This is a genomic window from Streptomyces sp. WY228 (assembly GCF_019287315.1).
GTDB classification, from domain to species: domain Bacteria; phylum Actinomycetota; class Actinomycetes; order Streptomycetales; family Streptomycetaceae; genus Streptomyces; species Streptomyces caviscabies.
Genome location: NZ_CP079114.1, coordinates 427,956 through 452,954 on the forward strand (window position 1 = coordinate 427,956; position 24,999 = coordinate 452,954).

At 71.5% G+C, this 24,999-nt stretch carries 22 protein-coding genes; 7 read left to right on the forward strand and 15 right to left on the reverse strand.

The features are described from left to right. Window positions 1-25: 25 nt before the first annotated feature. The 5 genes from KV381_RS01815 to KV381_RS01835 form a co-directional block, all read right to left on the reverse strand. Window positions 26-1,246, reverse strand: a complete 1,221-nt coding sequence (locus tag KV381_RS01815) for a cytochrome P450 (protein WP_030082409.1) — start codon at window positions 1,244-1,246, stop codon at window positions 26-28. Window positions 1,247-1,393: 147 nt separating this feature from the next. After that, window positions 1,394-2,233: an ABC transporter ATP-binding protein gene (locus KV381_RS01820; RefSeq protein ID WP_098024423.1), complete on the reverse strand. Its 840-nt coding sequence runs from the start codon at window positions 2,231-2,233 to the stop codon at window positions 1,394-1,396. Next, window positions 2,230-3,282 carry an iron chelate uptake ABC transporter family permease subunit gene (locus KV381_RS01825; RefSeq protein WP_218784322.1) on the reverse strand — a complete coding sequence of 351 codons (1,053 nt, stop codon included), beginning with the start codon at window positions 3,280-3,282 and terminating at the stop codon, window positions 2,230-2,232. Before KV381_RS01825 ends, KV381_RS01820 begins: the two co-directional genes overlap by 4 nt. Next, window positions 3,279-4,319, reverse strand: a complete 1,041-nt coding sequence (locus KV381_RS01830) for an iron ABC transporter permease (RefSeq protein WP_030082401.1) — start codon at window positions 4,317-4,319, stop codon at window positions 3,279-3,281. The genes KV381_RS01825 and KV381_RS01830 overlap by 4 nt, the downstream gene beginning before the upstream one ends. Beyond that, window positions 4,316-5,350 carry an iron-siderophore ABC transporter substrate-binding protein gene (locus tag KV381_RS01835; RefSeq protein ID WP_030630236.1) on the reverse strand — a complete coding sequence of 345 codons (1,035 nt, stop codon included), beginning with the start codon at window positions 5,348-5,350 and terminating at the stop codon, window positions 4,316-4,318. Before KV381_RS01835 ends, KV381_RS01830 begins: the two co-directional genes overlap by 4 nt. 296 nt (window positions 5,351-5,646) lie before the next feature. On the opposite strand from KV381_RS01835, the gene KV381_RS01840 reads away from it, so the two are divergent. Next, window positions 5,647-6,744, forward strand: a complete 1,098-nt coding sequence (locus tag KV381_RS01840; RefSeq protein ID WP_030630235.1) for a MerR family transcriptional regulator — start codon at window positions 5,647-5,649, stop codon at window positions 6,742-6,744. On the opposite strand, the gene KV381_RS01845 is transcribed toward KV381_RS01840, so the two are convergent. Then, complete coding sequence (locus KV381_RS01845; protein ID WP_218784323.1) at window positions 6,734-7,516, reverse strand: AraC family transcriptional regulator; 783 nt, start codon at window positions 7,514-7,516, stop codon at window positions 6,734-6,736. The two genes, KV381_RS01840 and KV381_RS01845, sit on opposite strands and share 11 nt — an antisense overlap. A 261-nt stretch (window positions 7,517-7,777) precedes the next feature. Between KV381_RS01845 and KV381_RS01850 the strand changes: the two genes are divergently transcribed. From KV381_RS01850 to KV381_RS01870, 5 genes are all read left to right on the forward strand, one after another. After that, a complete protein-coding gene (locus KV381_RS01850) occupies window positions 7,778-8,470 on the forward strand; it encodes a TetR/AcrR family transcriptional regulator (protein ID WP_373460975.1) in 693 nt (230 codons plus the stop codon). Then, entirely contained in the window at window positions 8,467-8,667 is a 201-nt protein-coding gene (locus KV381_RS01855) for a ferredoxin (RefSeq protein ID WP_030082396.1), read from the forward strand. Before KV381_RS01850 ends, KV381_RS01855 begins: the two co-directional genes overlap by 4 nt. Next, window positions 8,664-9,857 (forward strand): NAD(P)/FAD-dependent oxidoreductase, encoded by a 1,194-nt coding sequence (locus KV381_RS01860; protein WP_218784324.1) that lies wholly within the window; start codon window positions 8,664-8,666, stop codon window positions 9,855-9,857. Before KV381_RS01855 ends, KV381_RS01860 begins: the two co-directional genes overlap by 4 nt. A gap of 76 nt (window positions 9,858-9,933) precedes the next feature. After that, window positions 9,934-11,160: a cytochrome P450 gene (locus tag KV381_RS01865; RefSeq protein WP_373461194.1), complete on the forward strand. Its 1,227-nt coding sequence runs from the start codon at window positions 9,934-9,936 to the stop codon at window positions 11,158-11,160. Window positions 11,161-11,409: 249 nt separating this feature from the next. Next, window positions 11,410-11,943 (forward strand): EF-hand domain-containing protein, encoded by a 534-nt coding sequence (locus KV381_RS01870; RefSeq protein WP_030082391.1) that lies wholly within the window; start codon window positions 11,410-11,412, stop codon window positions 11,941-11,943. Between the two features lie 102 nt (window positions 11,944-12,045). On the opposite strand, the gene KV381_RS01875 is transcribed toward KV381_RS01870, so the two are convergent. The 3 genes from KV381_RS01875 to KV381_RS01885 all read right to left on the reverse strand — a co-directional run bounded on the left by KV381_RS01875 (window position 12,046) and on the right by KV381_RS01885 (window position 14,076). Continuing rightward, window positions 12,046-13,299, reverse strand: coding sequence for an MFS transporter (locus KV381_RS01875; RefSeq protein WP_103537470.1), 1,254 nt, complete (start codon window positions 13,297-13,299; stop codon window positions 12,046-12,048). A 64-nt stretch (window positions 13,300-13,363) separates the two neighbouring features. Then, complete coding sequence (locus KV381_RS01880) at window positions 13,364-13,555, reverse strand: hypothetical protein (RefSeq protein WP_103537471.1); 192 nt, start codon at window positions 13,553-13,555, stop codon at window positions 13,364-13,366. Window positions 13,556-13,659: 104 nt separating this feature from the next. After that, entirely contained in the window at window positions 13,660-14,076 is a 417-nt protein-coding gene (locus KV381_RS01885) for a thioesterase family protein (RefSeq protein WP_030082385.1), read from the reverse strand. 241 nt (window positions 14,077-14,317) lie between these two features. On the opposite strand from KV381_RS01885, the gene KV381_RS01890 reads away from it, so the two are divergent. Continuing rightward, window positions 14,318-17,344, forward strand: a complete 3,027-nt coding sequence (locus tag KV381_RS01890) for a carbohydrate binding domain-containing protein (protein WP_218784326.1) — start codon at window positions 14,318-14,320, stop codon at window positions 17,342-17,344. Window positions 17,345-17,422: 78 nt separating this feature from the next. Here the strand turns inward: KV381_RS01890 and KV381_RS01895 are convergent, their stop codons facing one another. The 6 genes from KV381_RS01895 to KV381_RS01920 all read right to left on the reverse strand — a co-directional run bounded on the left by KV381_RS01895 (window position 17,423) and on the right by KV381_RS01920 (window position 24,469). Next, on the reverse strand, window positions 17,423-18,505 hold the full coding sequence (locus KV381_RS01895; protein WP_218784327.1) for an aldose epimerase family protein: 1,083 nt from the start codon (window positions 18,503-18,505) through the stop codon (window positions 17,423-17,425). A 55-nt stretch (window positions 18,506-18,560) separates the two neighbouring features. After that, window positions 18,561-19,592, reverse strand: coding sequence for a LacI family DNA-binding transcriptional regulator (locus KV381_RS01900; protein WP_218784328.1), 1,032 nt, complete (start codon window positions 19,590-19,592; stop codon window positions 18,561-18,563). A 44-nt stretch (window positions 19,593-19,636) separates the two neighbouring features. After that, window positions 19,637-20,683, reverse strand: a complete 1,047-nt coding sequence (locus KV381_RS01905; protein ID WP_098024413.1) for an ABC transporter permease — start codon at window positions 20,681-20,683, stop codon at window positions 19,637-19,639. Continuing rightward, entirely contained in the window at window positions 20,680-21,654 is a 975-nt protein-coding gene (locus KV381_RS01910; RefSeq protein ID WP_218784329.1) for an ABC transporter permease, read from the reverse strand. The genes KV381_RS01905 and KV381_RS01910 overlap by 4 nt, the downstream gene beginning before the upstream one ends. Beyond that, window positions 21,651-23,291: a sugar ABC transporter ATP-binding protein gene (locus KV381_RS01915; RefSeq protein ID WP_218784330.1), complete on the reverse strand. Its 1,641-nt coding sequence runs from the start codon at window positions 23,289-23,291 to the stop codon at window positions 21,651-21,653. The genes KV381_RS01910 and KV381_RS01915 overlap by 4 nt, the downstream gene beginning before the upstream one ends. Before the next feature lie 95 nt (window positions 23,292-23,386). After that, window positions 23,387-24,469 carry an ABC transporter substrate-binding protein gene (locus KV381_RS01920; protein ID WP_030082372.1) on the reverse strand — a complete coding sequence of 361 codons (1,083 nt, stop codon included), beginning with the start codon at window positions 24,467-24,469 and terminating at the stop codon, window positions 23,387-23,389. Window positions 24,470-24,999: the final 530 nt, after the last annotated feature.

The window sequence follows — 24,999 nt, forward strand, 5'->3', positions numbered from 1 at the left end:
TCGTGTCTCGGAGCGGAGGCTCTCGTCACCATGTGACGGGCAGGGCGAGCGGGTAACGCCAGATGGACGTCGTGTTCCACCGGATGTCCTCGGGCGGCACGTCCAGACGCAGGGCCGGGAAGCGGGTCAGCAGCGTGGAGAAGGCCACTTCCAGTTCCATGGTGGCCAGCGGCGCGCCCAGGCAGTGGTGGGCGCCCCAGCCGAACGTCATGTGGGGGATGGACGGGCGGTCGGGATCCAGCTCGTCGGGGCGGTCGAACTTGGCGGCGTCCCGGTTGGCCGTCAGATAGGACACGTGCACCACCTCGCCGGCCCTGATGAGGACGCCGCCGAGCTCCACGTCCTCCAGGGCGATGCGCGGGATGCCGACGCCCTTGCGGAAGGGGATGTGGCGCAGCAGCTCCTCCAGCGTGCGGGGCAGCCGCTGCGGTTCGGCCTGGAGGGAGTGGAGGAGTTCCGGGCGGGTGAGCAGGGTGTAGGCGATGTTGCCGAGCTGGTAGGTGGTGGTGTCCTGGCCGGTGATGAGCAGGACCATCGCCATGACGGCCAGTTCGTCGTCGTCGAGCAGTTCGGCGCCGTCCCGGGCGGTGGCCAGGGTGCTGATGAGGTCCTCGCCCGGGGAGCGGCGCCGGTCGGCGGTCAGCTCCTGGAAGTAGCCGCGCAGCTCCGCCTTGGCGCGTACGGCGTCCTGCTTGCCGGCGGCGCCCACGTTCATCATGGTCATGGCGTGGGCCCGGAGCCACGGGCGGTCGGCCTCGGGGATGTCGAGCGCCTCGCAGATGGTGATCAGCGGCAGCGGCGAGGAGACCCGGGCGACGAAGTCGGCCGGTGAGCCCTCGTCCGCCATCTCGTCCAGCAGCCGGTCGACGACGCGCTGCGTGCCGCCGCGCATCTGCTCGACGCGGCGGGGGGTGAAGCTCTTGGCGACCAGGCTGCGCAGCCGGCTGCTGGCGGGCGGGTCCATGAGGTTGATGGACTCCGCCTGGACGATCGGCTCCGGGGTCATCCGGGGGAAGTCACGGCCGAGGACGGCGCTGCGGCTGAACCGCCGGTCGGTGGTGACCGTGCGGACGTCCTCGTAGCGGGTGACCAGCCAGGCCTCGCCCTCTCCGTACGCCATCCGGATGCGGGACACCGGCTCCTCGGTCAGCAATTGCCTGAGCTGGGGGTCGAACTCCAACTGCTGCGCGTAGTCGAACGGACAGCTCCGGACGGTTTCCTTGTTCTGCACCGAGGTGTTCTCCACCGAGGTTTCTCCCAATGACCGCTTCGAGGAATGGGCGCGCCGGACCGGGACCCGGCACCAGACCTCACCCTCTGTGCCCCGTCACTCTCCGAAACATGTCAGTGGCACACGGCAGTCAGCCGATCAGAGGGGCGCACGCCCCGGCGCTCAGGTGGTCGACTCGCCGACGGGCAGCGCCTCGGCCCGGTCCAGGACGTGATGGCGGCCGATCGGGAGCATCAGGGGCCGGCCCGACACGGGGTCCTCGATGATGCGGCTGTCGAGGTCGAAGACAGCCCGTACGGTCTCCTCCGTCAGCACCTCGGCAGGGGTGCCGGACGCGTGCAGTCCGCCGCCGGCCAGGGCGATGAGGTGGTCGGCGTACCGGGCGGCGAGGTTCAGGTCGTGCAGGACCATGACGATGGTGGTGCCGCGCGACCGGTTGAGGTCGGTCAGCAGGTCGAGGACCTCGATCTGGTGGCTGGCGTCGAGGAAGGTGGTCGGCTCGTCGAGCAGCAGCAGATCGGTCTGCTGGGCGAGGGCCATGGCGATCCACACGCGCTGGCGCTGACCGCCGGAGAGCTCGTCCACCGCGCGTTCGGCGAGCGGTTCGGTGTGGGTGGCCTCCAGGGCGGCGGCCACTGCGGCGTCGTCCTTCTCGTTCCAGCGGGAGAAGATCCCCTGGTGCGGGTGGCGGCCGCGGCCGACGAGGTCGGAGACGGTGATGCCCTCGGGCGCGACGGGCGACTGCGGCAGCAGGCCGAGGGTGCGGGCCAGCTCCTTGGCGGGCAGCCGGTGCACCTCCTTGCCGTCGAGGACGACGCGGCCCGCCCGGGGCGCGAGCAGCCGGGACATGGAACGCAGCAGGGTCGACTTGCCGCAGGCGTTGGCGCCGACGATCACGGTGATCCGGCCGGGCGGTACGGCCAGGTCGAGGGAGTCGACGACGGTGCGTTCGCCGTAGCCGAGGGTGAGTCCTTCGGCGGTCAGTCGGTGGTGCGTGGTCATAGCGAGCCTCCCGCCCGGTTGGTGCGGATGATCAGGTAGACGAGGTAGGGGGCTCCGAGGACGCCGGTGACGACGCCGACCGGATAGCGCTCGCCGAAGGCGAACTGGCCGGTGAAGTCGGCGACGAGGACGAGCAGCGAGCCGACGAGTCCGGCGGGCACCAGCAGGGAGCCGCCCGCTCCGACGATCCGGGCCGCGATGGGGCCGGAGAGGAACGCCACGAACGCGATGGGTCCGGCCGCCGCGGTGGCGAAGGCGATCAGGCCGACGGCGGCGACGATCACGGTGATCCGGGTGCGTTCGACGCGTACGCCGAGGGCGGAGGCGGTGTCGTCGCCGAGTTGCAGCGCGGAGAGGTTACGGGCCTGGCCCAGCAGCAGCGGGGTGAGGACGGCCGCCGCGGTGAGCGCGGGGAGCACCTGGTCCCAGGTGGCTCCGTTGAGGCTGCCGGTCAGCCAGCGCATCGCCTCCTGGAGGTCCCATTCGGCAGCCTGCGACAGGACGTAGGAGGTGATGCTGTCGAGCATCGCGGAGATCCCGATGCCGATCAGGATGAGCCGGGTGCCGACGACGCCGCCCTTGAAGGCCAGTGAGTACACCAGCAGGGCGACGCCGAGGCCGGCGGCGATGGCGAGGACGGAGACCTGGACCTCGCCGAGGGACAGGGTGACGATGGCGATGGCCGCGGCGGCGCTCGCCCCGGAGCTGATGCCGATGATGTCGGGGCTGGCGAGGGGGTTGCGGAGCATCGTCTGGAAGGTGACACCGGCCAGCCCGAAGCTGAATCCGGTGACCAGGGCGAGGACGGCACGGGGCAGCCGCAGCCGGCCCACCGTGAACGAGGCGCCCGGCACCTGCTCGCCGAGGATCACCCGGAACACGTCGCCGGGCGGGTAGAACGTGCGGCCCGCCATCAGGGTCACGGCGAACGCGGCGACGACGAGGACCACCAGCACCAGGGCGACGAGGCGGCGGCGCGAGGCGGCCCGGACGCGTCGGCGGGTGGCGGCCCCGACGGATGCCGGCCGGGTGAGGACAGGGGCGCTCACAGGGCACGTACCTTCTGTCGGCGGACGATGTAGATGAAGAACGGGGCTCCGACCAGGGCGGTCACGATGCCGACGTCGATCTCCGAGGGGCGCGCCACGATCCGGCCGACGACGTCGGCGGCGGTGAGCAGGACCGCGCCAAGCACCGCGGAGAGCGGCAGGAGCCAGCGGTGGTCGACGCCGACGAGCAGCCGGCAGGTGTGCGGGACGACGAGGCCGACGAAGCCGATCGGCCCGGCGACGGCGGTGGCCGCTCCGCAGAGCAGTACGGCGCCGAGGGCGGCCACGGCCCGTGCCACGGCGACGCGTTCACCGAGTCCGGCGGCCAGCTCGTCGCCCAGCGCGAGGGAGTTGAGGGCGCGGGCCGAGAGCAGGCAGACGACGAAGCCGACCGCGAGGAACGGCGCGACCTGGCCGATGCGTTCGAAGGAGGCACCGCCGACGCCGCCGATCTGCCAGAGCTTGAAACTTCCGGCGATGTCGTTGCGCGGCAGGATGACCGCGCTGACGAGCGAGGCGAAGGCGGCGGAGGTGGCGGCTCCGGCGAGGGCCAGCTTGAGCGGGGTCGCCCCTCCCCTGCCGAGGGTTCCGACGGTGTAGACGAAGAGGGCCGACAGGGCCGCGCCCACGATGGCGACCCAGATGTATCCGGTCGGCGAGGTGAGCCCGAAGAACGCGACCGCCGTGACGACGGCGAGGGAGGCCCCCATGTTGACGCCGAGGATGCCCGGGTCGGCCAGCGGATTACGGGTCACGCCCTGCATCACACCGCCGGCGAGGCCGAGGGCCGCGCCGATGACGACGGCGAGAACGGTACGGGGTACGCGCTTGGTCGCCGCCGCCCGGCCCAGGGTGTCGTCCGCGCCGCCGAGCGCCGCGACGACGTCGGACCAGGGCACGTCACGGGAGCCGAAGGCGACGGACGCCACCATCACCGCGGCCAGGGCGAGCACGGAGAGGAGAACCCACAGCAGGCGCACGCCCGCCGGACGCCTGGTGACGGCGTCCGGCGGGGTGCGGGTGTCGAGCGTGGTCACTTGACCTTGTCCGCGGCCTTGGCGAGGGCGGCGGCGTAGTCGTCCAGCACGTAACCGATCGACAGGGGCGTCGGGTTGGCGGCGGTGGCCAGCGGGCTGGTGCCGGGCAGGAGGTAGACGGAGCCGCGCTCGACGGCCGGGATCTTCGAGAGCAGCGGGTCCTCGGTGATGGTCTTCAGCAGCTCGCCGGTGTCGTCGCCGTAGCCGGTGATGATGTCGACGTCGTCGAACGCGTCGATCTGTTCGGCGCTCTTGGTCAGGGCGAACTTCTTGGTGCCCTCGGACGCCTTCGCGATGGACCCGGGGATCTTCATGCCGAGGTCCTGGAAGAACTGGGTGCGGGTGTCGTGGGTGGTGTAGAAGCCGACCTGGCTGACGTCGTTGGGGTCGACGTGCGTCATGAACATCGCCGACTTGCCCTTGAGCTGCGGGTACTTGGCGGCGGTCTTGGCTATGTCCCCGTCGAGCTTCTTGATCAGCTTCTCGCCCTCGTCGGCCAGCCCGATCGCCTTGCTGTTCGTCCGGATGATCTCGCGCCACGGCGTCGCCCAGGGGGCGTCCGGGTAGGCGACGACGGGGGCGATCTCGCTGAGGGTCTCGTAGTCCTTCTTGGTCAGCCCCGAGTACGCGGCCAGGATGACGTCCGGCTTGGTGTCCGCCACGGCCTCGAAGTCGATGCCGTCGGTCTCGTCGAAGAGGACCGGCGTATCGGCCTTCAGCTCCTCCAGCTTCTCCTCGACCCAGGGCAGCACGCCGTCGTCGTTGTCGTCGCCGAAGTTGGCCGCGGACATGCCGACGGGCACGACGCCGAGCGCGAGCGGCACTTCGTGGTTGGCCCAGTTGACGGTCGCGACGCGCTTGGGCTTGGCCGGGATGGTGGTCTTGCCCAGGGCGTGCTCGACGGTCAGGGGGAACGCGCCGCCGGAACGGTTCTCGTCGTCCTTGTTCCCGGTGTCGGTGGTCCCGCCGCAGGCGGAGACGCCGACGAGGGCGGCCGCCACGATGAGCAGGCGGAGGCGGTGTGAAGACATGGGTGTGTACCCGGCTTTCCGGATGTCGGGGGTGCCGCTTCTCGCGCGTCCGGGCGTGGGCTGCCGTCGTGGAGCGCTGCGCGATGTGTGCGTCAGGGGCTTAGGTAAGGCTTGCCTTGGCACTTTATGAGAGGAAGCGCAGGTGTCGCAATCAACTGTTTGAGACAGGTGTTGTAGCGATACGGACATCCGTCGTCGGCGGGACGGCGGCACATGAGGCTCTTGACCCTCACGTGGCGTCAGGCGGCACAGTCGGCGCCGTGGAAGAACACTGGACCGTGGAAGAGCACTGGACCGTGGGACGCGTGGCCGAGCTGGCCGGCGTGAGCGTCCGCACGCTGCATCACTACGACGGGATCGGGCTGGTCCGGCCGTCCGCGCGGACCGCGGCCGGGTACCGGGCCTACGCGGCGGGCGACATGGAACGGCTGCGTGAGGTGCTGGCCTACCGGCGGCTGGGCTTCGGACTGCGGGAGATCGCGGAACTGGTCGACGATCCGTCGGCCGACGCGGTCGCGCACCTGCACCGGCTGCGCGGCCTGCTGCTGGAGCGGCGTGATCGCGCCGACGCGATGGTGACGGCCATCGACCGGGAACTCAGGACACGGGCGAAGGGGCTCGACGTGACGCCGGAGGAGCAACTGACCATGCTCGGTGCGCGGTTGTACGACGCGATCGGAGACGCCTACACCGCGACCCGGCGCACCGATCCCCGGATCGCCGCGCAGATCCGGGACGCGCTCGGAGACGCGCGGACGGTGCTGAACGTCGGGGCCGGCACCGGCTCCTACGAGCCCGCCGACCGCGAGGTGACCGCGGTCGAGCCGTCGGCGGTCATGCGGGGGCAGCGGCCTCCCGGCTCGGCGCCGTGCGTCGACGCCGCCGCGGAGTGCCTGCCGTTCGCGGACCGTTCCTTCGACGTCGCGATGGCCGTCTCCACCGTTCACCACTGGAGCGACCCGATCGCGGGGCTGCGCGAGATGCGGCGGGTGGCCCGCCGCGTGGTGGTGCTCACCTTCGACACCGACGAGCCGGGATGGCAGGACCGGTTCTGGCTCACCCGCGACTATCTGCCCGAGTTCACCGGCGTCCTCGCGGACTTCCCCTCGCTCGCCGGGATGGCCGACGCGATCGGCGCCCGCGCCGAGCCGGTGCCCGTCCCGTGGGACTGCGCCGACGGCCTGTTCGAGGCGTACTGGCGCCGGCCGGGAGCATATCTGGAGGAGCGTGTGCGCCGGGCGATGTCGGTGTGGACGAGGGTCGGGCCGGAGGCGGAGGAGCGTGCGGTACGCGGCCTCGGCGACGACCTCGCCTCCGGCCGGTGGGCCGAACGCAACGGCGACCTCCTCGGCCTCGACGCGGCGGATCTCGGCCTCCGCCTGCTCAGGGCGTGAGCTCGGGCCGGAACATCCCCGGGGTCAGCCCGGTGGTCCGCCGGAAGGCCGCGCCGAAGGCGCTCGCGGAGCGGTAGCCGACCTGTTCGGCGACCGACTCGACGTCCCAGCCCCGGGTGAGCAGGCCGATCGCGTGCTGCGCGCGGACCGCCGCCACCCACCGTACGAAGCTCGTGCCCGTCTCGGCGCTGAAGGCGCGCGTGACCGTACGGGTGCTGACCCCCAGCTCGGACGCCCATTCCACCAGGGTCCGCTGGTCGCCCGGATCCTCGCGGACCGCGTCCGCGATGGGGCGCAGGAGGCCGGAGGTGGGCACCTGGACGAGCAGCTCGCGGGGCGAGGGCGCGAGGACGTCGAGCACGAGCGCCTCGGTCGCGGCCCGGGAGGAGGGAGCGAGGCCGGGTTCGCCGAGCCGTTCCAGCAGCAGGCGCAGCAGCGGGGTGATCTCGACGGCGACGGGGGTGTCGGAGATCGACGCGGTGGTACGGAAGCCGAAGAAGCTGGCGCGCAGCCAGGTGCCGGCGCTCGCCGAACCGGTGTGCAACGTGCCCGCGGGCATCCAGAGGCCGAGCGTCGGAGTGATCGTCCAGACACGTGCGCCGACCACCGCGGTGGAGGCGCCGCGCTCGTTCCAGAGCAGTTCGTGGAAGGGGTGGGAGTGCGCGTCCCAGAGCGTGTCGTGGGAGACGATCTCGCCGTAGTCCTTGATGACGAACGGCGTCTCCACCGAACCGGGTGCGAGTGCGGGGAGCGTCCGGGTCTCCTGGGTCACGGGACCAGCCTAGAAGACCCGCCCGGGAGACCGGCCCCCGCCCGATGAACCGGGTCGGTTACGGCCGATCACCCGTCGCTTTTAAGTCAGTCGATTGATTTAAATGAGGGCATGCACTTGGCTGGGCTCACCGAAGCCGACACCGGCCTCGACGCCGTACCGAGAAGGCTTCGGCGCCGTACCGAAGACCGAGGAGACAGCCATGAGAGACACACGGGAGACCCGCGAGGCCCCTGGCGCGGCCGCCCGGCAGGTGCGCCGGTGAGCCGGGCGGCGGCCCGCACCGACCGGGCCGCCGGAACCCGCGAGGCGATCATGGCGGCGGCCGAACGGCTCTTCGCGGAACAGGGCCTGTCCGCGGTGTCGAACCGGCAGATCGCCGAGGCGGCCGGGCAGGGCAATGTGACGGCCGTCGGCTATCACTTCGGCACCAGGAACGATCTGGTCCGCGCCCTGATGACCCGGCACGGCGAACGCGTCGAGCTCATCCGCGCCCGGCACGTCGCGGCCGCCGGGGACGCTCAGGACGTGACGACGTGGGTGGGCTGTCTGGTCCGCCCGGTCACCGAGTACCTGGCGTCGCTCGGCTCCCCCTCCTGGCAGGCGCGGTTCGCCGTCCAGGTCATGACGGACCCGATGATGCGCGCACTCGTCACCGACGAGGCCCTCACCCGGCCCTGTCTGCGGCAGACCCTCGACGGCCTCGGCCGCTGCCTGGGCACGCTGTCGGCCGAGGTCCGCGCCCAGCGCGGCACGATGGCCCGTCATCTGATCACCCACACGTGCGCGGAACGGGAGCGGGCGCGGGCCGACGGGATCGTCTCCTCCCCCGCCACCTCGTGGCAGGACACGGCCGACGCGTTGTGCGACGCGATCACCGGCCTGCTCACCGCGCCGGTCACCTCCCCCCACCCCGGCAATTCCCCCCACTCCAGGAAGCAGGACCCCGCATGAGGATCACGGTCGACGAAGAGAAGTGCTGCGGAGCGGGCCAGTGCGTGCTGATCGCCCCGGAGGTGTTCGACCAGCGCGAGGACGACGGCATCGTCATCCTCCTCGACGCCGAACCGCCGCAGGAACGGCATGCCGCCGTGCGCGAGTCGGCGGAGGTGTGCCCCGCGCTCGCCATCCACCTCGACGAGGCCCGGTGAACCCGCCCGGCAGCGTCCTGGTCGTCGGCGCGGGCGCGGCCGGCCTCAGCACGGTGGAGGCGCTGCGGCGCAAGGGGTTCACGGGGCGGATCACCGTCCTCGGCGACGAGGACACCGCACCCTACGACCGGCCGCCGCTGTCCAAGCAGGTGCTGGCCGGGGACTGGACGGCCGAGCGGGCGCGGCTGCGCGCCCAGGAGGCGCTCGACGCCCTCGAAGCCGACTTCCTCCTCGGCGAAGCGGCCCGCTCCCTCGACGCCGCCGCCCGGACCGTCCGCACCTCGGCCGGGCGGGAACTCACCGCGGACGCCGTCGTGCTGGCGACCGGGCTGCGCCCGCGCGCTCTTGCCTGCGCGCCCGGCGTACGGGTGCTGCGGACCCTGGCGGAGGCGACGGCGTTGCGCGGTGACCTGCTCGGGGCGTCCCGGGTCGTGGTCGTCGGCAACGGGGTCCTGGGAAGCGAGATCGCCGCCACCGTACGGCGCATGGGGCCCGCCGTGACCCTGGTGGGCCCGCAGCCTGCCCCGATGGCCGACCAGATCGGCTCCGGGGTGGCGCTCCACCTGGCCGCCCTGCACCGGCGGCACGGCGTCGAACTGCGCGACAGCACCCTGGTGGACGGAACGGTCGCGGAGACCGGCCCGTCGCGAGGAGTGCGTCTGGCGTCCGGAGAGATCGTCGAGGCCGACCTCGTGGTGGCGGCGGTCGGGTCGCTGCCGGCCACCGACTGGCTGGCGGGCAGCGGACTGCGGATCGCTGACGGGGTGGTCTGCGACTCCCGCTGCCGGGCGGCCGAGGGTGTCTACGCCGTGGGCGACGTGGCCCGCTGGCACCACGCCGCGCTGGGGGTGTCGCTCCGGCTGGAGAACCGTACCAACGCCGGTGAACAGGCCCTGGCCGTCGCGGCGGACATCCTCGGCGCGGACCGGCCCTTCACCCCGGTCCCGTACTACTGGAGCGACCAGTACGACGTGAAGATCCAGGTCTACGGTCTGCCGACACCCGACGCCGATGCCGAGGTCGTCGAAGGCTCCCCGGACGAGGGGCGGTTCGTCGTCCGCTACACGCGGGGCGACGCGCCGGTCGGCGTGCTCGGCTGGAACATGCCGAAGCAGACCCGGCTGCACCGGCAGACGCTGCTGGAGCGCTACACCCGCACAGCGGCCCCGACGGCCCCCACGCCCTCGTGAGCGCGCGGCCGGACCACCGCCGTGCCCCGCTCGCTCCCCCGTTCCCCCCACTCCCACCGGAGGCAGCTCCGTGACCATCGACTCCCCCGCCGCCGTCCCGAGCGGCGTCCCCGACTTCCCGGAGCCCCGCTCGGCGCGTTGCCCCTTCGACCCCTCCCCCGAACTGCGCGCGCTGGCGGATCACGGCCCGCTGACCCGGGTCCGGTCCTGGGGCGGTACGACGCCCTGGGCGGTGACCGGTCACGCGGAGCAGAAGGCTCTGCTGTCGGACCCCCGGCTCAGCGCGGAGTTCTCCCGCCCGGGCTTTCCCAGTCCGGTGGACCCGCGACACGCGCACGCCGGTGGGACCGATCTCAGCTTCGTGGGCATGGACGACCCCGAGCACGCCCGTCTGCGCCGCATGGTCAGCGGTGCGTTCACGGTCAAACGGGTGGAGGCCCTGCGCCCGGTGGTGCAGCGGATGGCCGACGAGCACATCGACCGGATGCTGTCCGGCCCCCGCCCCGCCGATCTGGTGACGGCGCTGGCCCTGCCGATCCCGTCCCTCGTCATCTCCGAGATGCTCGGGGTCCCCTACGCCGACCACGCGTTCTTCCAGGCCAACAGCAAGACCCTGGTCTCGGCCGTCGCGACGGCCGAGGAACGCGGCCTGGCCCACCGGACCCTCGTCGACTACCTCCACCGGCTCGTCGGCGAGAAGCTCGACAGCCCCGGCGACGATCTGCTGTCCGCCCTCGCCGAACGGATCCGGGCAGGGGAGCTGACCCGGGCCGGAGCCGCCGCCATGGGCGTCCTCCTGCTGCTCGGCGGCCACGAGACCACCGCCAACATGATCAGCCTCGGCACCCTGATCCTGCTCGACCACCCCGATCAGCTGGCCCGCGTCCGGGACACCGACGACCCGGCTGTCGTCACCGCGGCCGTGGAGGAGCTGCTGCGCTATCTGTCCATCGTTCATCTGGGACGCCGCAGGACCGCGCTGGAGGACATCGAGATCGGCGGCCGCACCATCAGGGCCGGCGACGGGGTGATCCTGCTCGGCGAGCTGGCCAACCGCGACCCGGCCGTCTTCCCCGACCCCGACCGTCTCGACATCACCCGCAACGCCCGTCTGCACCAGGCGTTCGGCGCGGGCACCCACCACTGCGTCGGCCAGCCGCTGGCCAGGATGGAGCTCCAGGTCATCTATCCCACGCTGTTCCGGCGGATCCCCACCCTGCGCGCCGCCGAGGCGGTCGACCGGCTGCCCTTCAAGTACGACGCCGTCGTCTACGGTCTCCACGCGCTGCCCGTGACCTGGTGAGGGCCTGAGCGCCGGCCGGGATCCCGACACCCGGCCGGCGCGTCCACGGTACGAACCGGGGGCGCGCGGAGTGACCGGCCCCTGCCGTCTGCCTCAACTCGACGTTTACGCCTGCCCAGTTACGTCCTTCAGGTGAAAGGGGCACCGCATTCTTCGTGCACGCCGCCGCCCGGACCGACAGTGAGGGGGCCGACCGGGCACCGAGCCGCGGTCGGACCAACGTGACGTGCGGAGAAAGGTGACGGATTCATGGGCACTGAGGCCACCAGGCGGGTCGCGCTCGTCTTCTCCCTGTTCGACGCCAATGCCAACGGCGTCCTGGAGCAGGACGATTTCGATCTCATGGCCGACCGCGTCGTCCGCGAGGCGCACGCGTCGGACCGGGCCGCGAAGGACGCGATGCGCGCGGCGTTCCGGCGGTACTGGACGACCCTGCTCACCGAGCTGGACGCCAACGGGGACGGCGAGATCAGCTTCGAGGAGTTCACGGCGTGCGTGCTCTCCCCGGAGCGGTTCGACGCCACGATCGCCGTGTTCGCCGAGGCGCTGGCGGCGCTGGGCGACCCGGACGGCGACGGACTGATCGAGCGCCCGCTGTTCATGGCGCTGATGCGGGCGATCGGGTTCGAGCCCGAGAACGTCGACGCGCTCTTCGACGCGTTCGGGCCGGCCGACGGGGACCGGATCCGGGTGGAGACGTGGGTCGCCGGGATCAAGGACTACTACGCCCCGGGCAAGGCGGGTATCCCCGGCGACCATCTGGTGGTCGGCACCGCGGTCTGACCGGCGACGCCGGGGAAGGACGGCCGGAGCGGATCTCCCGGCCCCGGCCCCGCACATGACCGGCGCGGTGAACGCCGCACCCGGGCGTTCACCGCGTCGGTCTCAGCGCTCGCCGAGAGACGGACGCCGCGTCCCGGGCGTGCGCCGACCGCGGTCCTTCGGAGGGTCGGCGGGCGGACGGTGGCCGATGAGGAGGACGGCCAGGCCCGCGGCGGCCATCAGGCAGGACAGGGTGGCGAAGCCCGCGGAGAACGTGGCCACCTGTGCCGCCACGCCCAGCAGGAGGGATCCGACGCCGGTGCCCGCGTCGTAGCCGATGTTCCAGGCGACCGAGGTGGTGTGCCGGTTCTCGGCGCCCGCGTAGGCGAACGCCTGGACCAGGGTGAGGCTCTGGAGTCCTCCGTACGCCGCTCCCAGGAGAAGCAGCCCGGACAGCAGGGCGGCGACGGGGGCGGCGTCCGAGCCGATGGCGTACGCGATCAGCGCCAGCCCCGCGCCCGCGGTGAGGGCGAGGACGCCGGTGATGGGCCGCAGCGCGATCCGGTCGGCGAGTTCTCCGCAGCCCCAGCGGGCGAGCGCGGCGGTGCCGGTGAGGGCGAGCAGCCCCGTGGCGGCGAGCGCGGGGGTGGCGGTGAACTGCGGGGCGAAGGTGAGGACGGCTCCGCCCGCCGCCGTGACCAGGAGCAGCACGGCCAGCGGGCGTCGGATGCGCCGGAGCACCGTGGTCGCGCGGGCCGGCTGCCGGGCGGTGCTGTCCTGGGTCGCCGGGGCGTCGGCACGGGCCTCGACGGCGTGGCCGAGTGATCGCGCCCAGGGCAGGGCGAGGACGGGGAGCACGCCGCAGACGATGACGGCGGGCAGGGCGAAGGTGTCGGTCAGCCAGGGAGCGGCCGGGGTGAGGACGACCTGGGGCAGGGCCACGGCGAGACCGTAGAGGCCGATGACCGCGCCCTGGCGTCCGCGCGGAGCCAGTACGGCCGCCGCCGTGGCACCGCAGACGGTGACGATGCCGAAGCCCGCTCCGCGCAGTGCGGTCGTCAGCAGGACCGGCAGCAGGTGGTCGCTGAGGGCCTGCAGGAGGGCGGGCAGGCCGAGCAGCAGCGCGCCGAGGACGAGGGTGCGGGTCCAGCCGAGCCTGCGGAGCGTGGCCCTGACGCACAGCTGGGCCAGGACGGTGGCGGCCATCAGGACGGCGGTGACGAGTCCGGCGCCGAACGCGTCGGCTCCTCCGCGGACGGCCCAGGCCGGGGAGACCGGGAGCAGGAGGGCGAATCCGGAGAAGCAGAACAGCATCGTCACCAGCAGGTGCGGGATGCCGGGGGCCCGGACGACGGATTCCTTCGCGGGTACGGACATGAGGGTCGGCCTGTCCTGTTCGGATGCGGGAGCGAGGGCGCGGTGGCGGTCGGGACAGAGCGGTTCAGTCCACGGCCAGGACCCGCAGGAACTGGTCCACCTGCTGCTTCGTGCCGATCTCTTCGGGCGCTCTGCCGGACAGGACAGGGAAGAACACCGGACCGATCAGCAGGGCGGTCGCCTGCTCCAGCGACAGACCGGCGCGTCCGGCCTCCCGCAGCGGAGCCACCACCGCGGCCGCGCTCTCACCGAGCACGTCACGCCTCGGCCCTGGCCTACCCCGTGTACGTCGCCGCCCTGGGCGTGGCGGTCCACCGAGGCGTTCACCCACGACGCCGGCACCGCCCGGCACGGAGACCGTCAGCCGGTCAGCAGGTCCGGGTTGCCCGCCAGTGCGGCCAGCCGGCCCTGCGGGTCCGGGACGAGGCGGCGTTCGGTCAGGTCGAGGACGCCGGCCACTCCGGTGATCTCCGCGGCGACCGTGCCGTCCTCCTTGATGACCTGCTGCTCCAGCGTGAACGTCTTGCCGGTGCCGTAGTCGAACCGGCAGGTGACCCGGACCCGCTCGCCGCCGCGCAGTTCGCGCCGGTACTTGACGGTGACCTCCAGCTGGACCGGGCCGATCCCGTCGGCCAGCAGCTTCTCCTGGGGCAGTCCGGCGGCCCGCAGCAACTCCCAGCGTGCGTGCTCCGCGTACTGGAGGTAGACGGCCTGGTTCAGATGGCCCTGGGTGTCGAGCTCGTAGCCGCGCACGGTCACATCAACGGAGAAGGTCATGACCGTGCGAACGCCTGCGCCCGGCCGTCCATTCCGGTGGACCGGTCCTGCCGGATCCCTTTACGCACCTGTCATGCACCGGTAACTTCCTCACCGCAAGAGATTGCAGCAACATTCCGGCAGAACTTTCTGTCGGATCGTGTTCACTCGCCGAACCCCGAGGCGCGTCAGGGTTCTCCGGCGGGACAGCCATCGGCAGCCGCGGGACCACTCACCCGCGGCCCCTCCCCTGGAGACACGCATGAGACGCACTCCTCACCGGCTGCTGCGACGCCCGCTCGCGGCGGCCGTGGCAGCGGCCGGGCTGCTGGGACTCCTCACCGCCGCACCGCAAGCCGCTCCCCCGTCGACGACCGAGCCGGTCGCCTCCTCCGCGGCCGCCGAGACCACGACGACCCTCTTCTACTCCACGAAGACCCGGAACTGGCCGGCGTACTACCTGCACTACTCCCCCGACGGCGGCTCCTGGACCGCCGTCCCCGGCACCCGGATGCAGGCCGCCTGCACCGACTGGGTCAAGGTGACCGTCCCCCTGGGCGGTGCGAGCGGCCTGAAGGCGACCTTCACCGACGGCTCGGGCACCTGGGACAACAACGCGGGCCGGAACTACGACCTGGGCACCGGGAACATCACCGTCCAGGACGGAGTCGTGGCGCACAGCGACCCGTGCGCGGACCCGGAGCCCGAGGAGCCGGACCCCGAAGGGCCGAACAGCGCCTCGGTCTACTACGCCACCGCGACCGTCGGCTGGTCCACCGTCAATCTCCACTACCGGCCGCACGGCGGAGCCTGGACGACGCTCCCCGGGATCGGCATGGAACCGGCCTGCACCGGCTGGGTGAAGCGGACCGTGGACCTCGGCAGCGCCGCCGGCCTCCAGGCGACGTTCAACAACGGCAACGGTGTCTGGGACAACAACAACGGCAACGACTACACACTCACGACCGGGCTCACCACGGTCAAGGACCGTACGGTGACCGCGTCGGCGAAGGACCCGTGCGCCGCCGAGGAACCGGACACCGAGGCGCCCTCCGCGCCCACGGCCGTGCGCGCCGCAGCCGACGGGGTGGCGGTCGTGGTCACCTGGGAACCCGCCACGGACGACCGCGGGGTGACCACGTACCAGGTGACGCGGACCGGCGGGACCAGGGGCACGGTGATCGCCGACACCACCTCGACCGTCTTCTCCGACACAGGACTTGAGGCGAAGACCGCCTACCGCTACACGGTCCGGGCCGTCGATGCCGCCGGCAACGTCTCGGCCGACTCCGCGCCGGCCACCGCCACCACCGGGGAGAAGCCCACCGCCCCGGCGACGGGCACGCCGCTGGGCACAGACCCCCGCAAGGACCCGATCTACTTCGTGCTGACCGCCCGCTTCAACGACGGCGACGCCACCAACAACCGGGGCGGCAGCCAGCACGAGAAGTCCGGCAACGCCGCCAACGACGACCCCATGTTCCGGGGCGACTTCAAGGGTCTGGTCGAGAAGCTCGACTACATCAAGGGCCTCGGCTTCTCCGCGGTCTGGATCACCCCGGTCGTCCTCAACCGCTCGGACTACGACTACCACGGCTACCACGGCTACGACTTCTACCGGGTCGACCCCCGGCTGGAGTCCGCCGGGGCCTCGTACCAGGACCTCATCGACGCGGCCCACGCCAAGGGCATGAAGATCTACCAGGACGTCGTCCACAACCACTCCTCGCGCTGGGGCGCCAAGGGGCTGTTCACCCCGAAGACGTACGGCGTTCGCGACACCCAGTGGAGCTGGTACTACGACGAGAAGAACGACGGCTTCGAGTACGACGGCCTCACCGTCGAGCCCAAGTCGGGGAAGTCGTACTACAACGGCGACCTGTGGTCGACGGCCGAACCGTCCGGCAACACCTGCCTCAACTGGGGCACGCCCACCGGGCACACCTCGCCGGAGGGCTACCGGATCTACAACTGCCAGTGGCCGAACCCCACGTCGGGCATGTTCCCGAAGGCGCTCTATCACAACTGCTGGATCGGCAACTGGGAGGGCGAGGACTCGCGTTCCTGCTGGCTGCACGACGACCTCGCCGACTTCAACACCGAGAACGCCCAGGTCCAGAACTATCTGATCGGCGCGTACAACAAGTACATCGACATGGGCGTGGACGGCTTCCGGCTCGACACGGCGGTGCACATCCCCCGTACCACCTGGAACCGCCGCTTCCTGCCCGCCATCCAGGAGCGGGTCACCCAGCAGTTCGGGGCCGAGGCGGCGGAGAACTTCTTCGTCTTCGGTGAGGTCGCCGCCTTCGTCAACGACAAGTGGAACCGCGGTTCGGTCAACCACTCGGCGCAGTTCTTCACCTGGAAGGAACGCAAGGAGTACAGCGCGGACGACGAGAAGGCCGCCCTGGAGATGTACGACTACGAACAGCAGCAGGGCACCGGATCACAGCCGGTCTCCGACAACGCCTTCCTCAAGGGCAACGCCTACCACGCGCCCGACCGCAGCCGGTTCTCCGGGATGAACATCATCGACATGCGGATGCACATGAACTTCGGCGACGCGGACAACGCGTTCCACAACGGCAAGGACTCCGACGACGCGACCAACGACGCCACGTACAACGTCGTCTACGTCGACAGCCACGACTACGGGCCCAACAAGAGCAGCGAGCGCTACACCGGCGGTACGGACGCCTGGGCCGAGAACATGTCGCTGATGTGGACCTTCCGGGGCATCCCGACGCTCTACTACGGCTCCGAGATCGAGTTCCAGAAAGGGAAGAAGATCGACTGCGGGCCCACCTGTCCGCTCGCCTCGACCGGGAGGGCCTACTTCGGCGACCACCTGGCCGGTGAGGTGACGGCCTCCGACTTCGGCAAGGTCTCCTCGGCCACCGGGAAGGTCGCGGACACCCTGGCCGCACCCCTGGCCCGGCACCTCCAGCGGCTGAACGAGATCCGCCGGGCGGTGCCCGCGCTGCAGATGGGCCAGTACTCCACGGAGGGCATCAGCGGCTCCATGGCGTACAAGCGGCGCTACACCGACGCCGCGAGCGGCACGGACAGCTTCGCCCTGGTGACGGTCTCCGGGAGCGCCACGTACACCGGCATCCCGAACGGCACGTACAAGGACGCCGTCACGGGGGACACCAAGGTCGTGAGCGACGGCACGCTCGCGGTCCCGGCCCCCGGGAAGGGGAACCTGCGCGTGTACGTCCTGGACCTCGGCGGCAAGAACGCCGCGCCCGGGAAGATCGGCGCGGCGGGGCCGTACCTGAAGTAGCGGGCCCGAACGGCCCGGCCCCACAGCACGATCCGCCGCACCGCGCACGGCAGGTACCTGTCGCGGTGCGGCGGGTCGTCACCGCCCTGGGGCACCGTTCCGCGCCCGCAGGTGCGGGAAGCGCCATTCGGTGCGGCTGCGGAGGGTTTCGCCGGGGCGCAGGACGGTGCTGGGGTGGCCGGGGCGGTTGGGCGAGTCCGGCAGGTGCTGGGTTTCCAGGCAGAGCGATCCGTGGCGTTGGTGGCGGCGGCCCGTACCGTCGGTGAACGCGCCGTCGAGCTGGTTGGCGGTGTAGACCTGGAGGCCCGGTTCGGTGGTCCAGAGCTCCAGGGTCCGCCGGTCGCCGGGGGCGGTGAGGCGGGCGGCGCGGCGCAGGGCTCCGGGGGCGGCGGGGCGCAGCACCCAGCAGTGGTCGAAGCCGCCGGCGCGCTCCAGTTGGGCGTCGCTGTGGTCGAGGCGTTCGCCGATGCGGTGCGGAGCGGTGAGGTCGAACGGAGTGGCGGTCACCGGGGCGGGCGGGCCCTCGGGGATGGAGTCGGCGTCGATGGGGAGGTAGGCGTCGGCGTCGACCTGGAGGGTGTGGCCGAGGATGTCGTCGTCGCCGAGGTTGAGGTAGGCGTGGTTGGTGAGGTTGACGACGGTGGGCCGGTCGGTGACGGCCGTGTAGTCGACGGCGAGCGTCCCGGTGGTGTCCAGGGTGTAGGTGGCGCTGACGTCGAGCGCGCCGGGGAAGCCCATGTCGCCGTCCGGGCTGTGCAGGGTGAGCCGGAGGACGGCGGCGGAGTCGGTACGGTGCCCGGCGGCCTGCCAGATCTTGGTGTGGAAGCCGTCGGGGCCGCCGTGCAGGGCGTGGCCCCGGTCGTTGGCGGGGATGTGGTGGGTGGTCCCGTCGAGGGTGAAGCGGCCGTGGGCGATGCGGTTGGCGTACCGGCCGACGACGGCGCCGAAGTACGGGTTCTTGTCGGTGTAGTCGTCGAGTGCGGGCAGCGAGCGGACGACGGGGCCCGGCTCGCCCGCGGTGTCCGGCACGGTGAGGCTGTGCAGGACACCGCCGTAGGTGAGGATCTCGGCCCGGACGCCGGTGCCGGAGTCGAGGGTCCAGAGCTCGGTCTCGCTCTGCCCGTGGGCGCGGCCGAACGGTTTGCGGTGCACGGTGGGCATGAGGAGTTCCTTGGGGGGTGCGGAAGGGGCCCCGCGACGACAGGCCCTGGGGGCGCTAGCGGACCGGTCCGGAGGGCTCGCGGGGCGTGGTGGATTCGCGGACGACGAGGCGGTAGCCGGGGCGGGGCCGGCGGGGTTCGGCGACCGGGGTGCCGGCGAGGCGCTCGACGAGGCTGTCGACGGCGAGCCGGGCGATGGCCGCCTTGTCCGGCGCGATGGTGGTGAGGGTGGTCGCCCCGAACCGGCTCTCCTCGATGTCGTCGAAGCCGACGACGGCGATGTCGTCCGGGATGGTGAGGCCGCGTTCGGTGATGGTGCGCATGGCCCCGGTCGCGATCATGTCGTTGTACGCGAACACGGCGTCGGGCCGCTCGCCCCGGTCGAGGAGGGAGGCCATGGCGGCGGCCCCGTCCTCGCGTCCGTAGCCGTCGGTGACGACGACCAGGGACTCGTCCGGTTCGATGCCGGAGGCGGCCAGTTCCTCGCGCCAGCCGCGCAGCCTGAGGTGGGCGGGCTGGCGTTCCCGGCCGGTGCGGGAGCCGAGGAAGGCGATGCGCCGGTGGCCGAGCGCGACGAGGTGGGCGACGGCCTCGCGGGCGGCGGCCACGTTGTCGATGGCGATGTGGTCGTAGGGGGCCTCGTACTCGCGCTCGCCGAGCAGCACCAGCGGCGCGGTCTCGGTGCGGGCCATCAGGTCCTCGGTCTCCAGGTGGATGGGGCTGAGGATGAGCCCGTCGATGACATGGGAGCGGAAGCCCTGGCAGACCAGCAACTCTTTCTCCCGCTGGCCCGCGGTGTGGTCGACCAGGACGGTGTAGTCGTGCCGGGCGGCCGCGTCGACGACCTCGCCGGCCAGCTCCGCGAAGTACGGGTTGCCGAATTCGGGGACGGCCAGCGCGATGATGCCGGTGCGGCCCTTGCGCAGATGGCGGGCGGTGAGGTTCGGCCGGTAGCCGAGCTCGTCGATCGCCTGCTGGACCTTGGCCCGCATCTTCGGGGTGACGTGCTGATAGTTGTTGACCACGTTCGACACGGTCTTGATGGACACGCCCGCCCGTTGAGCTACGTCCTTGAGGCTGACGCCCACGGCACTCCTTGTTGCTTGGTTCGACTCGGCCCGGACCACACGGTTCAGGTGGTTCTCCGGCTGCGCGCGAGGTAACGCTGCGCCACCACGACAACGATAAGGAAGCCACCGCTGACCACCGACTGGTACGAGGAGTTGAGCGAGCCGATCTGGTTGATCAGGTTCTGGATCACGGCGAGCAGCAGGACGCCCCAGAGGGTGCCGCTGATCGACCCCGCGCCGCCGATGAGGAGGGTGCCGCCGATGACGACGGCGGAGATCGCGTCCAGCTCCATGCCGACGCCGACGATGGTGACACCGGAGGAGAGGCGGGCGGCGTTCAGCGCTCCGGCGAGTCCGGCGAGCAGTCCGCTGAGGGTGTAGACGAGGATCTTCGTGCGGGCGACGGGCAGGCCCATCAGGGTGGCCGCGTCGCTGCTGCCGCCCACCGCGAACAGGGTCTGCCCGAACGAAGTGCGCTGGAGGAGGAGCCCGCCGGCCCCGAAGAGGGCGAGCGCGATGAGGATCGGATAGCCGAAGCCCCAGACGCTGCCCTGGCCGAGCTCGGCGAACGCGGAGTCCTTGGGGACCAGGTAGGTGGTGGCGCCCTCGTCGGTGAAGGCGAGCAGCATGCCGCGCGCCGCGAGGAGGGTGGCGAGCGTGACGATGAAGGGCGCCATGTTCGCGCGGGCGATGAGCAGGCCGTTGACCAGCCCGATCGCGCCGCAGACCACCAGGGGGACGAACAGGGCGGCGAGGAAGCCCCATTGCGATGCCCAGGCCGCCAGGACACCGCCGAGGGCGAAGACGGAACCGACGGAGAGGTCGATGCCGCCGGTGATGATGACCAGGGTCATGCCGAGGGCGACGATCGCGAGGAACGAGGCCTGGACGGTGACGCCCCGGGCGTTGTCGAGGCTGGCGAAGGTCGGGTAGACGAACGAGGCGATGAGGATCACGGTCAGCAGGACCGCGAGGACGCCCTGGCGCTGGACGAGTTCGCCGATGCGGGAGCCGGTGGAGCGCTCGGGCCGGGGTTCGGTGCGCGAGGGGGCCTTCTTGAGCGGCGCCGGCGCCTGGGGGGCCGGGGCGGCGGGTGTGGTGTTCTTCATCGGGACCGACGCTCCCGGGCGACGTAGACGGCGGCGATGATGATGGCCGCCTGGGCGATCTGTGCGGTGGAGTCGGGCAGGTCGTGCTTGACGAGGGTGGCGCGCAGCAGCTGCATCAGCAGGGCTCCGGCGACGGTGCCGAGCACCCGGATGGAGCCGCCGTTCAGCGGGGTGCCGCCGACGACGACGGCCGTGATGGCGGAGAGCTCCATGAGGGTGCCGAGCGAGGACGGGTCGCTGGCGGTGAGCCGGGCGGTGGCGAGGATGCCGGCGAGGGCGGCCATCACCCCGCACAGGATGTAGACGCCGATCAGGACGCGCTTGACGGGCAGTCCGGACAGGGCGGCGGCCGAGCGGTTGCCGCCGATGGCGACGATCTGGCGGCCGAAGGTGGTGCGCTGCACCAGGAAGGCGACGGCCAGCGCGAGGATGCCCGCGATGAGGACGACCGTCGGGATGCCGAGGAAGGAGCCGGTGCCGAGCGCGAGGATGTCCGGGTTGACGATCTGCTTGAGCTGGCCGTCCGCCATGACGAGGGCGAGGCCCCGGCCGCCGACGAACAGGGCGAGCGTGGCGACGATGGGTTGCAGCCCGACGAGCGAGACGAGCGTTCCGTTGATCGCGCCGACCACCGCACCGGCGAGCAGGGCGATCAGGAGCGCGGGAACGAGTCCGTAGCCGAGGTAGAGCGGCAGCAGGGCGGCGGCGAGCGCCATGGTGGAGCCGACGGAGAGGTCGATGCCCTCGGTGCCGATGACCAGGGCCATGCCGAGCGCGACGATCACGATGGGGGCGACCTGGACGAGCTGGGTGCGCAGGTTGTCGGCCGTCATGAAGTGCTCGGTGAACAGGGCGTTGAACAGCAGGACGACGGCGACGGCCGCGTACACGCCGTACTCCTGGTACCAGGCGGGGTCGCGGAGCCGGGCCAGCGGCTTCGCGGGGCGTGGCAGGGTGGCCTGGATGGTCATCGGGGGTCCTCCTGGCCGGCCGGGACCTTCCCACCGGATTCGGGCGTGCGGTTCACGGTGTCGGGCGTGTGGTCGGCGAGCACTTCGAGCAGTCGGCTCTCGTCCACCTCGTCGCCGGCGAGTTCACCGGCGACCGCCCCGCCGCGCAGCACGACGATGCGGTCGGCGCCCTCGATCAGCTCCTCGATGTCGGAGGAGATCAGCAGGACGGCGAGGCCCTCGCGGGCGAGTTCGTCGATGAGGGACTGCACCTCGGCCTTGGCGCCGACGTCGATGCCCCGGGTGGGCTCGTCGAGGAGCAGCACCTTGGGCTCCAGGCAGAGCCAGCGGGCCAGCAGCACCTTCTGCTGGTTGCCGCCGGAGAGTTCGCCGACCTTCTGCTCGGGGCTGGAGGCCTTGATCCGCAGCCGCTTCATGAAGATGTCGACGATGCGGTCCTGCTTGGCGCGGGAGACGATGCCGCCCCGGGAGAGCCGGGGCATCGCGGCGAGCACGATGTTCTCGCGGACGGAGAGTCCGGGGACGATGCCCTCGGCCTTGCGGTCCTCGGGGAGCATGCTGATGCCCGCGCGGATGGCGGCGGCGGGGGTGGGGCGGCCGATGCGCTTGCCGTCGACGCTGATCTCGCCGCCGTCCAGCGGCAGCGCGCCGGTCAGCGCCTTGGCGGTCTCGCTGCGGCCGGAGCCCAGCAGCCCGCCGAGTCCCAGCACCTCACCGGCGTACAACTCCACGGATATGTCGTGCAGTTGGTGGCGGCGGTCGAGGCCGGTCGCGGTGAGGACGGGGGTGCGGGCCACCTCGTGTCCGGCGGCGTCGAAGTTGGTGAGGCCCTCGCGGCGTACCTCGGCCATGTCGCGGCCGAGCATCATCGACACCAGCTGCATCCGCTCCAGCGGGGCGAGTTCGCCGGTGTGGATGTGGCGGCCGTCGCGCAGGACGGTGACCCGGTCGCAGATGCGGTAGAGCTCGTCCATGCGGTGGCTGACGTAGAGGACGGCGATGCCCTGGCCGCGCAGGTTCTCGATGACCCGGAAGAGGGTCTCGACCTCGCGGGGCTCCAGCGACGAGGTCGGCTCGTCCATGATGACGACCTGCGCCTTCACGGAGACGGCGCGAGCGAGCGCGACCATCTGCTGGGTGCCGATGCCGAGGGTGTGCAACGGGCGCTTGGGGTCGACGCGGACGCCGAAGCCGTCGAGGAGTTCGGTGGTCTCGCGGTTCATCCGGGCGAAGTCGATGAGCCCGAAACGGTTCTTCGGCTCCCGGCCCAGGAAGATGTTGCGCGCCACGCTCATCAGCGGGACGAGGTTCACCTCCTGGTAGATGGTGGAGATCCCGGCCTGCTGCGCCTCGAACGGGCGGGCGAAGCGGACCGGTTCACCGGCCACCCGCACCTCGCCCTCGTCGCTGCGGTAGACGCCGGTGAGCACCTTGATCAGGGTGGACTTGCCGGCCCCGTTCTCGCCGACGAGCGCGTGGACCTCGCCCGCGCGCAGCGCGAAGGAGACGCCGTCCAGGGCGACGACGCCCGGGAACCGCTTGCTCACCGAGCGCGCCTCGAGCACGGGTTCCGCCACGGCGGCGGCACCGGCGCCGGCGGTCTCCGGGTGCTGGGGTGTCGCTTGGGTTGGTGCCATGAATCCTGGCCTTCCGGTGTTACGGGAACGGGCGCCGGGCCGCCGTGACGCCTCCGGGATGTCCGGGGGTCGCGGCGGCCGGCCGGCCGGTGGGGTCAGTACGCTCCGCCGAGCGAATCCTTGGCGTTGGCCTCGTCGTACTCGCGGTCGGTGATGATCACGTTCTCCGGGATCTCCTCACCGGCGTAGAACTTCTGCGCGGTGGCGAAGGCGAGCGGGCCGAAGCGCGGGTTGGACTCGATGACGGCGTTGTACTCGCCGTTGACCAGGGCCTGGACGGCGTTGCGGGTGCCGTCGACCGAGACGATCTTGACGTCCTTGCCGGGCTTCTTGCCGGCCGCCTTCAGCGCGGTGACCGCGCCGAGGCCCATCTCGTCGTTCTCGGCGTAGACGGCGGTGATGTCGGGCTTGGACTGGATGAGCTGCTCCATGACCTGCTGGCCCTTGTCGCGGGCGAACTCGCCGGTCTGCTGGGCGACGATCTCCAGGCCGGGGGCCTCGGCCTTGACCTGGTCAACGAAGCCCTTGGTGCGGTCGGTGGTGACGTTGTTGCCGGACGCGCCGAGCAGGATGGCGACCTTGCCCTTGCCGCCGGTGACCTTGATCATCGCGTCGGCGGCGCGCTTGCCCTGCTCGACGAAGTCGGAGCCGAGGAAGGCCACGTAGTCCTTGCAGGCGGTGGAGTTGACCTTGCGGTCGATGGTGAGGACGGGCACCTTCTTGGCGGCGGCCGCCTTCAACGCGGGCTCCAGGCCGTCGGAGTTGAGCGGGGCGACGATGAGGAACTGGGCGCCCTGGGACAGCATGTCCTGGATGTCGCTGATCTGCTTGGACAGCTGGGACTGGGCGTTGGTGGTGAGGAGCTTCTTGACGCCGATCTTCTTCGCCTCGTCCTTGATGGACTGGGTCTCGGCGATCCGGAAGGGGTTGGCCTCCTTCTCCGACTGGGAGAAGCCGACCACGGCGTCCTTCAGGTCCAGCTTGGGCGCGCCGTAGGTCTCCAGCTTGCAGCCCGCACCGGACGAGGAATCGGGGGTCTTGGCCTCCTGCGCGCCCTGACTGCTGTCGCCGCCCGCGTTGTTGGAGGTCTCCGACTTGGCGCAGCCGGCGGCGGCCAGCGTGGTGACGGCGAGGACACAGGCCACGGCGAGGGTACGGGATCGACGCTGGATCATCATGCGCGGAACGCTCCTTGGCGGGTTGACGGCACGCTGATCGGCGTGCGGTCGGGCGTGCGGGACGAGGCATCGGCTGCTCTGCGGCCGATGCCGCTGCATTCCTCACACCCCTGCTCCGTACTGCGGGAACAGCGGTCGTGAGAGCCTGCTCGGCCTGTCGGCGGCTCGGTTTACAACGTTATATAGGCGGTGCGGCACGGGCGGCAAGAGCGTTGTCGATGCGTTTCCAAAATGTGTCGGCCGAGCACCGGGGCCGGTGTGCGGCAATCGGCCTGCCCTACGGCAACGGGTCCTGCGCGACCTCTGGACAGCCGCCCGGCACCGTGCTGTCATACCGCCGGACGCCACATTTCCAACGTTGCAAGAAGGGCTGCCGCACGCCGGACCGACCGCGCGACGGCGACCTTCGGCATGCGCCCGACCGCCCGACCGCCGGCCCCATCGCTCCCCCGGCCGGGCAGGTCCCGTCACATCCTCGCCCGCGCGCCACCACCCCCACCGAGCCCGGCCGCGGCACAGGCGGCCGCGGC

Bases quoted from the DNA above. Each gene is read 5' to 3' on its own strand.
- KV381_RS01820 (WP_098024423.1), bottom strand. From the start codon at position 2,233: ATGACCACGCACCACCGACTGACCGCCGAAGGACTCACCCTCGGCTAC.
- KV381_RS01835 (WP_030630236.1), bottom strand. From the start codon at position 5,350: ATGTCTTCACACCGCCTCCGCCTGCTCATCGTGGCGGCCGCCCTCGTC.
- KV381_RS01855 (WP_030082396.1), top strand. From the start codon at position 8,467: ATGAGGATCACGGTCGACGAAGAGAAGTGCTGCGGAGCGGGCCAGTGC.
- KV381_RS01870 (WP_030082391.1), top strand. From the start codon at position 11,410: ATGGGCACTGAGGCCACCAGGCGGGTCGCGCTCGTCTTCTCCCTGTTC.
- KV381_RS01875 (WP_103537470.1), bottom strand. From the start codon at position 13,299: ATGTCCGTACCCGCGAAGGAATCCGTCGTCCGGGCCCCCGGCATCCCG.
- KV381_RS01885 (WP_030082385.1), bottom strand. From the start codon at position 14,076: ATGACCTTCTCCGTTGATGTGACCGTGCGCGGCTACGAGCTCGACACC.
- KV381_RS01890 (WP_218784326.1), top strand. From the start codon at position 14,318: ATGAGACGCACTCCTCACCGGCTGCTGCGACGCCCGCTCGCGGCGGCC.
- KV381_RS01895 (WP_218784327.1), bottom strand. From the start codon at position 18,505: ATGCCCACCGTGCACCGCAAACCGTTCGGCCGCGCCCACGGGCAGAGC.
- KV381_RS01905 (WP_098024413.1), bottom strand. From the start codon at position 20,683: ATGAAGAACACCACACCCGCCGCCCCGGCCCCCCAGGCGCCGGCGCCG.
- KV381_RS01910 (WP_218784329.1), bottom strand. From the start codon at position 21,654: ATGACCATCCAGGCCACCCTGCCACGCCCCGCGAAGCCGCTGGCCCGG.
- KV381_RS01915 (WP_218784330.1), bottom strand. From the start codon at position 23,291: ATGGCACCAACCCAAGCGACACCCCAGCACCCGGAGACCGCCGGCGCC.
- KV381_RS01920 (WP_030082372.1), bottom strand. From the start codon at position 24,469: ATGATGATCCAGCGTCGATCCCGTACCCTCGCCGTGGCCTGTGTCCTC.